A 14,521-nucleotide genomic window follows, 5' to 3' on the forward strand; every position below is an offset into this window, starting at 1 on the left:
AGTTATAACCCTCAAAAAAACCTCATTATGGCATTATGGGCAATGTATTGTTGCCAATGCCTTTTATTTTGTGGTCTTCCATACCTATTATGTAGTATGGCTTTTTTGAAACGCAATGAATTAGGCGGTTTATCGATAAAAGGAGCTGTTTACCTTAGTGTCCTGTTTGTTGTATCTTTAGGGGACAATTCAGTGCTATGGAAGAAAAATTGATGTCGAAAAAAAAGCCGGCCTATCCCGTCAGCGAGGCATTGGACGGTTATCTTAAACACTACAACCGGAAGAGCGAAATTCCAATTTTTTATGATGATTTGCTCAGGTTTTCCGGCTCAGTGGTTGTCTATGACAACAATGACGAGGATACCCTTTGGATACGGGTGTATTATTCCGAATTTGACCGAAAGGAAATAGACGATAGTCTAAAAAAAGTCTATTCGATTTTACATTCCGATGGTAGTAACAACATCCATCAATACCTCAATGTGGATGCGGTAGACTTTTGCACCTTTGGAAACTCCAAACCTTTTCGAATTAAGATTAGAAACATTCTGAACGACAACTTTACCTATTTCTACATAAAACGTACCGATGCCTCCCGTATCTATGGGCTGGAATTGGAGCACATGCTCTCTCCCTATAACCTGAACTTTTTGGTATACAAGGATACATTGATCGAGGAGCACATTGCAGGGATTCCAGGCGATGAGTTTATTAGGAACATGCTGCCCAAATGTTCCGAACCCGAAAAGGCACAGCTTGCCAAGGAGTTCGTAAAATTCAATGAGCGATGTATGATTCGGTTATTGGGCGATATGCGATCTTATAACTATGTCATTGTACCCACCCATGATTTTGATCATGTGGTCTATAAGATTCGGGCCATCGATTTTGACCAACAATGTTTTGAAGGAAAACTAAAGGTATACCGACCCCAGTTTTTCAAGGAAAATTATCAAATGGTAGAAATGGTACGTGAAAAGCTGCTCCGGGATTCGGTGGACCAATACAAACTGGAGGAGCGTTCCATGGTGGCCAAACGTATTCTTAGCTCTGGAAACCGAATCAAAAAGCTACGGGCAATCTGTAAGGAGGATACCATCTCAACGGAAGAGAATATAGCCCTTTTGAAGGAACAGATTGGCATCTTGACCTCTGATTCGAATTTCAGCAAATGCAAAACGATGGGCGAAGTCCTGGACCTTGCCTTAAATTTTGTCCGCCGCAACTATGAGGATGTCAGTATGAAGCAGATAATTGAGCAGAATATCAAAATTTAGTTCTGTGTGAAAATGAAAAGTGAAAAATGAAAAGTGAAAAATGAAAAGTGAAAAATGAAAAAGATTTTATTACTAAAGGCTAAAGGCTAAAGGCTAAAGGCTAAAGGCTAAAGGTTAAAAATCAACTCTTCTGTTCCTTGTTAAAATATACTAGGTAGTAATACATCTGTCGCTCTTCGTCCCAACCTTTTTCCACATATTTTTCGGCGGATTCCGGATTGATGAAGTCCAATTTGATCTGGATATTCGTGTCGAGGTTGATAACGTTTTTTATCTTTTTTCGGACATCGGAAACAGCCTTGTTGGCAATATCGAAACTGGAAACATCTTCAATGCTGTATTTTGGACCTTTCTCTACCTTATAGTGTTTGAATTCCGGAATCAAGGCTGGGTTTTCCATAACCTCATTTAGGAAATTGGTTTCCTCAAAGGCGTCGTTCTTGGCGAAATGATTAACCGCTCTGTTCATGAACAACACTTCTTGCTGCTTGTCTTCAGCAGGTAAAACTATGTCCTTGGCAAAGTTCTGACAGAATTTTAAGTAGTTTTTGGTCTTGAAATTGTCATCTGATAGTGGTTCAACGCTAAGGAAGTTTTCTAGCCAATATTTGGTGTCATATTTATTGCTATCTACGGAAAGCACTTTATAACCTTCTTCCTTGTTAACATTGAGAATCAAGCACCCCTTATCTAGTTTATTAATGTTGATACCTTGTTGGACGATAATATCCAAATTGGATTCATTCTCCTTGAACTGAAGGAAGTCATGTTTTAGCTCGCTTTTAAAAATACCCAAGGCTTCAACCTTTTCATTGTCCAAATGCACCCCGGTCAAATAGGTTACATATACCTCACCGCTTTTAATATGGGGATGGTTGGACTGTTCAAACAATAAGGTTGCTATTTTTTTGGAGGCCTCATGCGCGTTTGAGGAATCCTGAAAAACGGTGCTGGCCAATTTGTAGAGTTCATTGAATTCCACATCCACGTCGTTTGAGAGCTTAAAATAATTCTCCTCCTTTTCGCGAAAAGGTTTAAAAAAGTATTCTTTTAATAGACCTGTAGTCTCGTCGTTGAGTGCAAATGGTTCTGCGGACAAAAATATTCCTTCGCCCTTATTTTTGTTTCCTACCCTGTGTATGGATATATGTTCGATTTGGGTAGCATATAAGTTGATCATGGAAATGTTTGTTTAAAAAGGTATTGCCTGGGGATTATTTTTCTTTTACTAACTACTAACTACGGTCTAGTTCCAATTCTCATCAAAGTCAAGGTCGTCATAATTCTCGAAGGTATCATCGAAGTCGAAGGCACTATTTTCTGATTCGAATTTTCTTTCCGGGGGTGACTCCGGCAATTCCCCAAAGCTGAACAGTACATTGGGGTAGGGGCGGCCGTCTTCCTTTTCCACGATATCCGCTAGTTCCACAAAAAAGGTCCACATATTCAAGAAGTCATAAACATAGATCATTTTAGGACTGTCCTCGGTCAAGACATCTTCCAAAAAAGTTTCGTTCATCAATCGCACATCGGAACCTGTTTCGCTCATATCGAACAACGCAATTTCTTCATCCTGTTTCCAATTTTCGTCACAGGTGTAAAAGGATGCCATTTCATTACCTAAAAAGCCAAAGGCTTGGGTGATGGCATTATGAAATTCCTCCAACGTATTGTGGGCTTCAATTTCCAAATCCCTGAAGATATCCTCTTCGGCATCCAGTATTATCCTGATTTTATAGACCATACCTAATTAATTTGTGGGATGCCAAAGTTACAAAGAATTGAGACTTGTTTTTGGCTTAAGGGCATCTAAAACCAGATAGAACTGCACCCCGAATAAAATCGAGGCAAGAACAAGATGTAGTGGTTGACTTGCAAATGGGAAATCCAAATAATACATGGCCATTCCAGAGAAAGCCTCGACCACCAACAGAAATAGAATCCAGACAATTTTTATATGTCCGAGGTTCAGTTTGAAAATTCGGTAAGCCAAATAGGCATTTAAAAGAATGACAATAATGGAAAAACTTCGATGTACATAAAATACCCATGTTGGGTCTGCCAGCCATAACCTCTTAGCGGTATCTCCCACTATATCAATCTGATGGTCCACAAACTGCCTAACTTGCGTGCCAAGAATTATTTGAACGATGGTCAAAATCAATGCAAACCAAGCTAAAACGAGTGTTGTTTTGTCAAAAATGATTCTCTTGTCCTCATTGTTTACCCTGTAAATAATATAAAGTAGTATTGCCACGATGAACAAGGCCATAAGCATGTGCAAGGTTATTTTTACAGGTTCCAAGACGGAATATACTACGGTGGCCCCCAGCCAGGCCTGAAAACCCATGCCAAATACTACCAGCCATGAGAGAATGGTGACTCTTTTTTGTTTTTTCCAGTAGGTGATGGAACTTAAGGCCAAAGCAAGGGTAGCCAAACCCGCTAGGGCACCAAAGAGTCGGTTAATGTATTCTATCCACGTATGCCAAGGGTTAAAAATTGCATAATCATGCTTCGTATACATCTGCCAATTAGTTTCATCAAAAGATGTAGTGGATATAAAATCCTTGGCTGCTACCCATAATGTTTCATCCTTTATGATAACCTGACCTTTTTTATAGGGGCTCTCCGGTTGCCACTGGAGTTCAGAAGCTTCCGTGGGAGGGATATAATACCCAAAACATTTTGGCCAATCCGGACAACCCATACCGCTTCCGGTCATACGAACCACGGCACCGGCTACAATGACCAGATATACTAGAATAAGCGCTAATTTGGCAAGTCTTCTAAAGGATATTTTCATGGAGCAGTGTTTGTACAAAATTACCACTCTTTTGAAAAAATAATGGGGAAACCCCATTTTTTTCACCCAATTCACCTTTACGACAAATCAATTGAAAAATAGGGATTTAATCTACAATAATAAATTCGGAGCGTCTATTTAATTGGTGATCTTTATCAGAACATATAATACCGTTGGCACATCGGTTTATTAATTGTGTTTCACCATACCCTCTACCGGAAATTCTATTCTCGTCAATTCCTCTTGAGATGATATAGGAGACGGTTCTTTTTGCCCTTCTGTCCGATAACCATAGATTGTAATTGTCTTCCTCTCTACTATCGGTATGAGATCCAATTTCAACCTTTACCTCCGGTCTTTTCTGCATATAGGCAACGACCTTGTCCAAGTTTTCAAAAGCATCCTCCCGAAGATAGGAACTGTTGAGGTCAAAATAAATAGGATCTAATTTTAAGACCTTTACAAGATCGGCACCCAATACGGCTTTTTTGCTGCTTTCCTCCATCTCAACTTTGACATTCTTGATATATTTCTCATTTGGTGATGTGAAAAGCAAAAGTGATCCTTCTTCATAACCTTCCAGATTTCCGACAACTGAATATTGGTTTTCCTGACAAGGTATTTGTATCTCAAACTCACCTTCTCTATTGGCTATGGTTTCCCCAATGGTACCACCAGATGCATCATAAGCGGTCATTATTACGTTTGGAATCGCTTTTTCACTATCCTTATCGATAGCTATCCCAGAAATAGTGACAATACAGTCTATGGTCTTCAGGTAATAAATGTCATCTCGTCCAATTCCACCGGGCCGATTGGAAGCAAAAAAACCGATGGTCCGCTCCTCGTCAAATACCATCGAGAAGTCATCATAGGGACTATTTATGGGATTACCGAGATTAGTAACATTATCATATTTTTTTAAATCGATAGAGAAGATGTCAAGACCACCTAACCCCTGATGACCATCCGATGCAAAATATAAAATGCCGGACTCGGAAATAAAGGGAAAAGACTCTCTACTCTCCGTATTTACTTTCGGGCCCAAGTTTTCTGGGGTTCCAAAAGAGCCGTCGGGATGTATGTCTACCACAAAAATGTCCGATGCGCCTAAAGAACCAGGCATGTCCGATGAGAAATATAATTTTGTACCCTCCTCGTTCATTGAAGGATGTGCTACGGAATACGAATCACTATTAAAGGGCAGTTCTTCAATATTCCCCCATAGACCCGAGTTTAATGTTGCACGGTAAATTTTTAACCTGCTTATTCCTTTTTTGTCCCTACTGAAACCACCTTTTTTGAAATTGTTTCTAGTGAAATAGACCGTTTTTCCATCTTTAGAAAAACTTGTGGACGATTCATTGGCCATTGATTTTAGTTCCTTATCAAAGGAAGTGGCGGTACTATATTTTCCATCGTTCGGTTTTGTAGCTTGATATAAGTTCAAATAGGGGGTTGAGGTTCTTTTACTTGTTTCCAAGTCCCTTGCGGTTGAAAATATGAGCTGATTTTGATAAAAGGATGGTGCAAAGTCTGATTCCTTTGAATTGATGGAACTTAAATTTTCGACCGTGAACTCGGTTGATGGTGCCATCAACTCTTTCAGATAATTCTCATCTTTACTATGGTTCAATGCCCTAACATCGTTCGTATTGGCTTTTTTGAACTTGTTCATCCAAATTTCGGATTCGCGGTAATTTTTGGTCGACTTTAAAGCTTGGGCATAACGATAAAAATAGTCTGCATCTATGGAACTATCGTTCAGTTCAAAAAGTTTTGAAAACCAATACGTCGCCTCATCGTATTTGGCATTTAAATAGGCCGTATTTCCAAGGTTCTTACATATTTCCTCATCAGTTAGCCCTTGCTTGCTCAACTCTTCAAAGGTGGACATATTCACCATATATCCATAATGGTCAAAATTATCTTCGGCCGTCTTGGTTTTCTTTTGTGACGTAGCGAAAACCGGAAGCAGTAATAAAATCATCCCTATGTGATGTAAATTGAGTTTCATGCTTCGTATTTTAAAAGAATCGAGGGGTTAAATCGATTTTATCTTTTTTAATGAATTCATATCTCAAGAACACTTCAAAAGAGCCGTTGTTAAATTTGGTTCCTCCCAATTCTGATATATCACTGTCATAGGCAATTCCCAACAGGAGCTCCTTTGTCATCTGAAAACCGAATAGTCCACTTATAGCAGCATCCCAGCGGTATGCCGCACCAAGGGTGAATTTGTCGTTCATTAAAAAATTGGCAGATAGATCCGCCTGTAGCGGAGCACCTGGGGTAGCTTTCAACAAAATGGCAGGTTTGAACTTTAACGACTCGGATAAATAAAAAACATATCCAGAAATAAGATACCAAGTCATTCTGTCCACCGAAACTAGATTGTCATTTCCTCCTGTGCTCTCAAAATGTTTGGTCTGTAAAATGTTCGGGACAGATAGACCCGTATAGAATTTGTTGTTATGAAAATAGATTCCCGCGCCAATATTAGGGGTAAACTTTCGGTACAATTCAGTATCCGTAATTGTGTTGGCACTGGCACTGTAATTTCTCAGATTATTAAAATCAACGTTTAACAAATGACCTCCTGCTTTTAGTCCGAAGGATATTTTATCGGATTCAGAGGTGTTTATAGTGTAGGAAAATGCAGCATCAACATAAGTGTTCTGGGTGGTATTGTTGCCAATTTCGTCATGTACGATTGACAATCCCAGACCAACTCGGTCAGAGGTAGGTCCATGCACGTTTAAAGTTTGTGTGTTTGGCGCTCCGTCCCTTCCTAACCATTGGGACCTATGTAATAACGCAATACTCAGAATATCTCGGGAACCTGCATAAGCTGGATTAACCGAAAGTGTGTTGTACATATATTGGGTATACTGTGCATCTTGTTGGCTAAAACCTAACTGTACCGCCATATAAAGGGTAAAATAAAAAAGGATATTTCTTTTATTACTGCTCATACCTATCTGATTACATAGAGATATCCTGTTAACAATTTCTGTTCTCCTTGTGCTTCATATTGAATGTCATAATAGTAGACACCGGATGGAAGTTCCTCGTTTTGCATAATGGTAGTTCTGCCATTAGATATACCGTTAAATGCATTGGTAATATTTTCATAACCTTGGGTTTCCCAAACTTTTACGCCCCATCGATTGTAAATTTTAACCGTGTTGTTTGGAAATCTTTCAATATTGATTATTTCAAAATTACCATTGATGTTGTCTCCAGGTTTAACCAAATCAAGTTCTACATATAGTTCACAAGTTGAACCTGTAGGGGGTGTTCCTCCGACAGAATCGCAAGGGTCCAATGGGTCGGTTCCATCAGATACTTCTTGTCCGTCCACCACCCCGTCACCATCGGTATCTGGATTACTAGGGTCCGTACCTATTCGTACTTCCTCATCATCCGGCAGGCCATCATTATCACTATCCGCAGTTAATGGTACGTTCTCAAATATGATAATAACCTCTCCAATTCCTGTGTTCCCCGCAATATCCGTTGCGGTTATGCTCAATATTGCTTCAGCATCAATAGTAGGAAAGCTCCCGTTATGCGGAACTTCGGTTGATGTATCTATCGCCCAAATACCATTGATATCCGTATTGATGACATAAATAATAGGAGTTGCGATATTGTCTATGGTAACGGTAATGGTAATAATTTCATTCGAGCTTCCGGAACCTAGTAAAATTGGGAAACTGTCCCTCGTAGTAAAACTCTCCACCAAAGGTACCCCCGTATCTATGGTATATGGATGTTGTACGGATGCAGAACCCGTATTTCCATTATTGTTTATAGTAGTGATTGTTCCTAGGATACTAGTATCAATGTCCGACACCAAATCACTTCCGGATACAGAAATATTAAAATTTCCATTGGAGTCTACTGCTCCCGTATAGTTTGTGTTATTAATGGATAACGTTACAATATCTCCTTCGTTAAAATCGCCGGATACGTTACCGGTAATAGTTATGGTTTCAAGAGACTCCTGTTCATTTATAATATTGTCAGCAGTGATGGAGTCAATATCGATGATTAGCTGAACTGGAATAGTTTCGGTACAGTCTGCAATACCATTATTATTTGAATCTGTCTGATTTATTGATACAATTACGGTACTCGAATCATCGGTCGTACAGGGTAAAGTTGCAAGTACCGTGTAGGTGTGTGTCCCGTCGCCGTTGTCGGTCCATGTCCCCCCGGCATCGGGCGAACCGCCTAGCTGTGCGAAGAGGTCGTCGTTGTCGAAAGTGTCCCCTTGGCAGATGTTCAGGGTACCGTCGGTCCCTGCATTCGGCCGTGCCTGTTGCGTTACGGTCACGGTACTCGAATCATCGGTGGTACAGGGTAAAGTTGCAAGTACCGTGTAGGTGTGTGTCCCGTCGCCGTTGTCGGTCCATGTCCCCCCGGCATCGGGCGAACCTCCTAGCTGTGCGAAGAGGTCGTCGTTGTCGAAAGTGTCCCCTTGGCAGATGTTCAGGGTACCGTCGGTCCCTGCATCCGGCCGTGCCTGTTGCGTTACGGTCACGGTACTCGAATCATCGGTGGTACAGGGTAAAGTTGCAAGTACCGTGTAGGTGTGTGTCCCGTCACCGTTGTCGGTCCATGTCCCCCCGGCATCGGGCGAACCGCCTAGCTGTGCGAAGAGGTCGTCGTTGTCGAAAGTGTCCCCCTGGCAGATGTTCAGGGTACCGTCGGTCCCTGCATCCGGCCGTGCCTGTTGCGTTACGGTCACGGTACTCGAATCATCGGTGGTACAGGGTAAAGTTGCAAGTACCGTGTAGGTGTGTGTCCCGTCACCGTTGTCGGTCCATGTCCCCCCGGCATCGGGCGAACCGCCTAGCTGTGCGAAGAGGTCGTCGTTGTCGAAAGTGTCCCCCTGGCAGATGTTCAGGGTACCGTCGGTCCCTGCATCCGGCCGTGCCTGTTGCGTTACGGTCACGGTACTCGAATCATCGGTGGTACAGGGTAAAGTTGCAAGTACCGTGTAGGTGTGTGTCCCGTCGCCGTTGTCGGTCCATGTCCCCCCGGCATCGGGCGAACCGCCTAGCTGTGCGAAGAGGTCGTCGTTGTCGAAAGTGTCCCCTTGGCAGATGTTCAGGGTACCGTCGGTCCCTGCATCCGGCCGTGCCTGTTGCGTTACGGTCACGGTACTCGAATCATCGGTGGTACAGGGTAAAGTTGCAAGTACCGTGTAGGTGTGTGTCCCGTCACCGTTGTCGGTCCATGTCCCCCCGGCATCGGGCGAACCGCCTAGCTGTGCGAAGAGGTCGTCGTTGTCGAAAGTGTCCCCTTGGCAGATGTTCAGGGTACCGTCGGTCCCTGCATCCGGCCGTGCCTGTTGCGTTACGGTCACGGTACTCGAATCATCGGTGGTACAGGGTAAAGTTGCAAGTACCGTGTAGGTGTGTGTCCCGTCACCGTTGTCGGTCCATGTCCCCCCGGCATCGGGCGAACCGCCTAGCTGTGCGAAGAGGTCGTCGTTGTCGAAAGTGTCCCCCTGGCAGATGTTCAGGGTACCGTCGGTCCCTGCATCCGGCCGTGCCTGTTGCGTTACGGTCACGGTACTCGAATCATCGGTGGTACAGGGTAAAGTTGCAAGTACCGTGTAGGTGTGTGTCCCGTCACCGTTGTCGGTCCATGTCCCCCCGGCATCGGGCGAACCGCCTAGCTGTGCGAAGAGGTCGTCGTTGTCGAAAGTGTCCCCCTGGCAGATGTTCAGGGTACCGTCGGTCCCTGCATCCGGCCGTGCCTGTTGCGTTACGGTCACGGTACTCGAATCATCGGTCGTACAGGGTAAAGTTGCAAGTACCGTGTAGGTGTGTGTCCCGTCGCCGTTGTCGGTCCATGTCCCCCCGGCATCGGGCGAACCGCCTAGCTGTGCGAAGAGGTCGTCGTTGTCGAAAGTGTCCCCTTGGCAGATGTTCAGGGTACCGTCGGTCCCTGCATCCGGCCGTGCCTGTTGCGTTACGGTCACGGTACTCGAATCATCGGTGGTACAGGGTAAAGTTGCAAGTACCGTGTAGGTGTGTGTCCCGTCACCGTTGTCGGTCCATGTCCCCCCGGCATCGGGCGAACCGCCTAGCTGTGCGAAGAGGTCGTCGTTGTCGAAAGTGTCCCCTTGGCAGATGTTCAGGGTACCGTCGGTCCCTGCATCCGGCCGTGCCTGTTGCGTTACGGTCACGGTACTCGAATCATCGGTCGTACAGGGTAAAGTTGCAAGTACAGTGTAGGTGTGTGTCCCGTCACCGTTGTCGGTCCATGTCCCCCCGGCATCGGGCGAACCGCCTAGCTGTGCGAAGAGGTCGTCGTTGTCGAAAGTGTCCCCTTGGCAGATGTTCAGGGTACCGTCGGTCCCTGCATCCGGCCGTGCCTGTTGCGTTACGGTCACGGTACTCGAATCATCGGTCGTACAGGGTAAAGTTGCAAGTACCGTGTAGGTGTGTGTCCCGTCGCCGTTGTCGGTCCATGTCCCCCCGGCATCGGGCGAACCGCCTAGCTGTGCGAAGAGGTCGTCGTTGTCGAAAGTGTCCCCTTGGCAGATGTTCAGGGTACCGTCGGTCCCTGCGTTCGGCCGTGCCTGTTGCGTTACGGTCACGGTACTCGAATCATCGGTGGTACAGGGTAAAGTTGCAAGTACCGTGTAGGTGTGTGTCCCGTCACCGTTGTCGGTCCATGTCCCCCCGGCATCGGGCGAACCGCCTAGCTGTGCGAAGAGGTCGTCGTTGTCGAAAGTGTCCCCTTGGCAGATGTTCAGGGTACCGTCGGTCCCTGCATCCGGACAAGCAAATATGGTAATCGTCACAGTTGCATATTGTGTGTGTCCTTTAGAGTCCAAAATTCCGTAAACAAAGGAATCAGAACCAGAATAATCTATGTTGGGAGTATAAGTAAAATAGTCATCCACAGGATTGTTCGGTGTGCTATCATTATTCAATATAATTGTCCCGTTTGTTGGCGTGCTTATCAAAATAATGCTACCCGTATTGGGACCATTTCCACCAAAATCATCATTGGTTATTACTAAAATATCCAAGGAATCATCTTCTTCAACTGTGGCCATATCGTCTTGAGGTACTGGAAAGAAACTTTCCGTAAGGTCATCCAATAAGTTTCCATCCGAATCATTGCCGTCATCGGATGTATCAAAAGTGTCATTGGGCCCATATGGACTGTCGCCCATTGCCGTAACCTGATTTATAACTCCTCCGGCATCAATTGCATTTCCATCAAAAGTATATCCGGCAGCGTAGGTGGCTATTTCATTTTCTTTTAAAGTTCCTTCCCCAGAACCCATAGTTGCAGATATAAAAGATGGGGTGCTGGTTAACGTCAACGGATTTCCATTAGCATCCGTAAAAGTATCGGTAAGTTCGATATTTATGATTTCCACATTCCCCGTGTTCTCTACTTGAATGGTGTAATTGACCTCATCGCCTATGGAAATGGGCGTGCTATAATTTTCGGTTACAGCTTTTGTTACTTCAATGGAAGGTTCGGCAATTATCAGATTGGATAGAACAAATTCTACGTTTTCGTTAAAGCTGATAAGGCTTCCGGAAACCGATACGCCCATTTCAATGGATTGAACCGGAGTATCCATACGCATTGTCCCTCCACCGGTACCTTGGTCCACACCATTTCCACACTCGCCACCATTGGAGCTGAGTAGAGCAGCCGCATCAATTTGAAATTGTGTGTCGGTGGCTTGAAAAATGGGGCCATTACTACTAATATTGGTCCAAGTTTCATTGGTTAAGGTAAAAACTCCGGTATTTGTCCCGTTCAATAGCGGAAATGGTAAAATACCATAGGTACCTACCTTATCGACATTTACAAAGGGATTGGTAAGGTAAACCGGATTTCCCGTGGTTGCATCAAAAAAATGAAACTCCAAAGTACCGGTCAATAAAGAGCCAACAGAGATTTCTAAGGATGGACTACCAAAAATATCTGGTGTAGGATCGTTATAGGTGTTGTCCGAAGTACATCCCATTGTTTCATTGCCAGATATAATTACACTCCCGGTTACCCTGCATTCTACACGGACAAGACCGTCAGAGCTTAGGGATTCCCAAGTGTTTAAATTAATAGGGGTCCAAGTAGTAGTCTGTTGGGAGTAAAGACAGCAGCTTACCAATACTAATATTAGTGAAAAAAACCGCTTACCAAGACTTCTTTTGGTCAATTGGTCTTTAATTGGTTTAGCCATTACTTTATAATCCTAATTAATCCACCTTTCCAACGTGGTTTTCGTGGATTTGTGGCACTATATTGATAGATAAAAGTAACTTGACACAAATTCATTAAAAATTTAATGTTGTAAAGACAGTAAAAGGAAAGGTAAACCTTGGTTTATCTGTTGGTAACAGATTTGAAGTTTTTAAAATTATCTACCTTGGTAGTTGGGAATATTTTTCCCTATTTAGGACATAAGCCCAGTGATATACCTTTTTTTATCATAAAATTCTTGGCTGCATCATGCTCATTTGGGATTTCACCCTCCAGGATAGCCTCCTTAATGGCTTCCTTTATTATACCAATTTCTTTTGAAGGTTTTAGGTTAAAGGTGTCCATAATCTCCTCTCCCGAAACCGGAGGTTGAAAGTTTCGAATCCTATCCCGTTCTTCTACTTCCTTGATCTTTTGGCGGACAAGTTTAAAATTGTTCTTATACCTCCGCTGTTTTTTTGGGTTTTTTGTTGTAATGTCCGCTTCGCATAAGGTCATCAAATCCTCAACGTTGTTACCGGCGTCGAAAACCAATCTTCTTACCGCGGAATCAGTCACATGTTCCTCTGCTAAAATAATGGGGCGTGAACTCATCATGACCATTTTTTGAACGAATTTCATTTTGTCGTTCAGTGGCATGCGCAATCGTTTAAAAAGTTTGTACACCATTTTGGAGCCTACAAATTCATGGCCATGGAAGGTCCAGCCAATTTTCTTATGGAAACGTTTCGTAGGTGCCTTCCCAATATCATGGAGTAGTGCAGCCCAACGCAGCCAAAGGTCATCAGTCTCCGTGGAAATATTATCCACTACTTCCAGTGTGTGCCAAAAATTATCCTTGTGCCGTTGTCCTTCTATTTCCTCTATTCCCTGCAGAGCGGTCAATTCTGGCATGATGATGTCCAATAGGCCCGTTTTATGCAATAAGGAGAATCCTTTGGACGGGGTTGGGCAGAGCATAATTTTGTGAAGCTCCTCTACAATACGTTCTTTGGAAATAATCTTGATGCGTTCTTTGTTGCGTGTAATGGCATCCAAGGATGAGGCTTCAATCCTGAATTCCAATTGGGTTGCAAATCGGATTGCCCGCATCATTCTCAAGGGATCATCGGAATAGGTGATATCTGGATCTAGTGGAGTCCGTATCAGTTTGTTTTCCAAATCCTCCAATCCATTGAAGGGGTCTAAAAGGGTGCCAAAATCCTTTTTGTTCAATGATATGGCCAAGGCATTGATGGTGAAATCCCTTCGCTTTTGATCTTCTTCCAATGTACCGTCCTCAACGACCGGTTTTCTACTATCCCTATGGTAACTTTCCTTTCTGGCACCTACGAATTCAAGCTCCAGTTCATCATGTTTGACCATGGCGGTACCAAAATTTTTAAAAACGGAAACTTGGGGCTTTTTCGGAAGTTTTGATGCCAATTGTGTAGCCAGTTCGATACCGCTTCCAACGGCGACAACATCGATGTCTTTTGGAATTTTTCTCTTTAAGAGGTAATCCCTAACAAATCCGCCAATGACATAGGTGTCCAGCTTGAGTTCGTCTGCAGTGCGACCAATAATTTCAAAAATGGGTTGGCTTATGGCCTTTTTATAGTCCATTGGATATTCTTCGGCATTATTCCCTAATCACTTTCACGCGGCCATCGATACCCATTTTAATTATGGAGGATGGACCCGCATACTGATTTTCAGGCTTCAAATTTACCACATAGTCCACACCTGTTAAAATGGCCTTGTCAATTTCTTTGAAATTTAAAGCAATTGGTTGGTCTTGAAGATTTGCACTGGTGGAAACAATGGGTTTTTTGAACTTTCCAATGAGGTATTTGCAAAATTTATCGGAAGCGACCCTAATGGCGACCGAATTGTCCTGGGCAATTACATTTGAGGCGAAGCCTTTCGGTCTATCATAAACAAGGGTGGTAGGTTTGGTGGCCAAGTCCATAATGTCGTATGTCAAATCCGGAACCTTTTCCACATGCCGTTCCAGCATAGCATCGCTAGCAACAAGACATACGAGGCCTTTGTAATCTAACCCTTTCAATGTAAGTACTTTTTCTACAGCGGCCGTATTGGTCGCGTCGCAACCAATCCCCCAGACGGTATCGGTAGGGTAGAGGACAAGGCCGCCATTTTGTAGTACTTTAAGGGCTTTGTTTAATTCGTTGGTGAAATCCAT

At 43.6% G+C, this 14,521-nt stretch carries 9 protein-coding genes; 1 reads left to right on the forward strand and 8 read right to left on the reverse strand.

Features of this window, described 5'->3' with window-relative positions:
* Window positions 1-212: 212 nt before the first annotated feature.
* Window positions 213-1,277 (forward strand): hypothetical protein, encoded by a 1,065-nt coding sequence (locus ACZ41C_RS12530; protein WP_464561869.1) that lies wholly within the window; start codon window positions 213-215, stop codon window positions 1,275-1,277.
* 121 nt (window positions 1,278-1,398) lie between these two features.
* Here the strand turns inward: ACZ41C_RS12530 and ACZ41C_RS12535 are convergent, their stop codons facing one another.
* The 8 genes from ACZ41C_RS12535 to ACZ41C_RS12570 all read right to left on the reverse strand — a co-directional run bounded on the left by ACZ41C_RS12535 (window position 1,399) and on the right by ACZ41C_RS12570 (window position 14,521).
* Window positions 1,399-2,457 carry a nucleoid-associated protein gene (locus ACZ41C_RS12535; protein WP_464561871.1) on the reverse strand — a complete coding sequence of 353 codons (1,059 nt, stop codon included), beginning with the start codon at window positions 2,455-2,457 and terminating at the stop codon, window positions 1,399-1,401.
* Window positions 2,458-2,523: 66 nt separating this feature from the next.
* Window positions 2,524-3,021: an IS1096 element passenger TnpR family protein gene (locus tag ACZ41C_RS12540; RefSeq protein WP_464561873.1), complete on the reverse strand. Its 498-nt coding sequence runs from the start codon at window positions 3,019-3,021 to the stop codon at window positions 2,524-2,526.
* A gap of 27 nt (window positions 3,022-3,048) precedes the next feature.
* The gene (locus tag ACZ41C_RS12545; RefSeq protein ID WP_464561876.1) at window positions 3,049-4,083 is read right to left on the reverse strand and encodes a COX15/CtaA family protein; all 1,035 of its coding nucleotides are present in this window, start codon (window positions 4,081-4,083) and stop codon (window positions 3,049-3,051) included.
* A 106-nt stretch (window positions 4,084-4,189) separates the two neighbouring features.
* A complete protein-coding gene (locus ACZ41C_RS12550) occupies window positions 4,190-6,100 on the reverse strand; it encodes an OmpA family protein (RefSeq protein ID WP_464561879.1) in 1,911 nt (636 codons plus the stop codon).
* A 10-nt stretch (window positions 6,101-6,110) separates the two neighbouring features.
* Complete coding sequence (locus ACZ41C_RS12555) at window positions 6,111-7,058, reverse strand: PorP/SprF family type IX secretion system membrane protein (RefSeq protein ID WP_464561881.1); 948 nt, start codon at window positions 7,056-7,058, stop codon at window positions 6,111-6,113.
* Between the two features lie 2 nt (window positions 7,059-7,060).
* Window positions 7,061-12,316, reverse strand: coding sequence for a T9SS type B sorting domain-containing protein (locus tag ACZ41C_RS12560; protein WP_464561883.1), 5,256 nt, complete (start codon window positions 12,314-12,316; stop codon window positions 7,061-7,063).
* A gap of 209 nt (window positions 12,317-12,525) precedes the next feature.
* Window positions 12,526-13,941: a CCA tRNA nucleotidyltransferase gene (locus ACZ41C_RS12565; protein ID WP_138257586.1), complete on the reverse strand. Its 1,416-nt coding sequence runs from the start codon at window positions 13,939-13,941 to the stop codon at window positions 12,526-12,528.
* A gap of 16 nt (window positions 13,942-13,957) precedes the next feature.
* A complete protein-coding gene (locus tag ACZ41C_RS12570; protein ID WP_464561885.1) occupies window positions 13,958-14,521 on the reverse strand; it encodes an L-threonylcarbamoyladenylate synthase in 564 nt (187 codons plus the stop codon).

The sequence above is a fragment of the Maribacter sp. C-4077 genome (genome assembly GCF_055378385.1).

Excerpts from the sequence above, each read along its gene's own strand:
- ACZ41C_RS12545 (WP_464561876.1), bottom strand. The coding sequence starts at position 4,083 with ATGAAAATATCCTTTAGAAGACTTGCCAAATTAGCGCTTATTCTAGTA.
- ACZ41C_RS12530 (WP_464561869.1), top strand. The coding sequence starts at position 213 with ATGTCGAAAAAAAAGCCGGCCTATCCCGTCAGCGAGGCATTGGACGGT.
- ACZ41C_RS12550 (WP_464561879.1), bottom strand. The coding sequence starts at position 6,100 with ATGAAACTCAATTTACATCACATAGGGATGATTTTATTACTGCTTCCG.
- ACZ41C_RS12535 (WP_464561871.1), bottom strand. The coding sequence starts at position 2,457 with ATGATCAACTTATATGCTACCCAAATCGAACATATATCCATACACAGG.
- ACZ41C_RS12540 (WP_464561873.1), bottom strand. The coding sequence starts at position 3,021 with ATGGTCTATAAAATCAGGATAATACTGGATGCCGAAGAGGATATCTTC.
- ACZ41C_RS12560 (WP_464561883.1), bottom strand. The coding sequence starts at position 12,316 with ATGGCTAAACCAATTAAAGACCAATTGACCAAAAGAAGTCTTGGTAAG.
- ACZ41C_RS12555 (WP_464561881.1), bottom strand. The coding sequence starts at position 7,058 with ATGAGCAGTAATAAAAGAAATATCCTTTTTTATTTTACCCTTTATATG.
- ACZ41C_RS12565 (WP_138257586.1), bottom strand. The coding sequence starts at position 13,941 with ATGGACTATAAAAAGGCCATAAGCCAACCCATTTTTGAAATTATTGGT.
- ACZ41C_RS12570 (WP_464561885.1), bottom strand. The coding sequence starts at position 14,521 with ATGGATTTCACCAACGAATTAAACAAAGCCCTTAAAGTACTACAAAAT.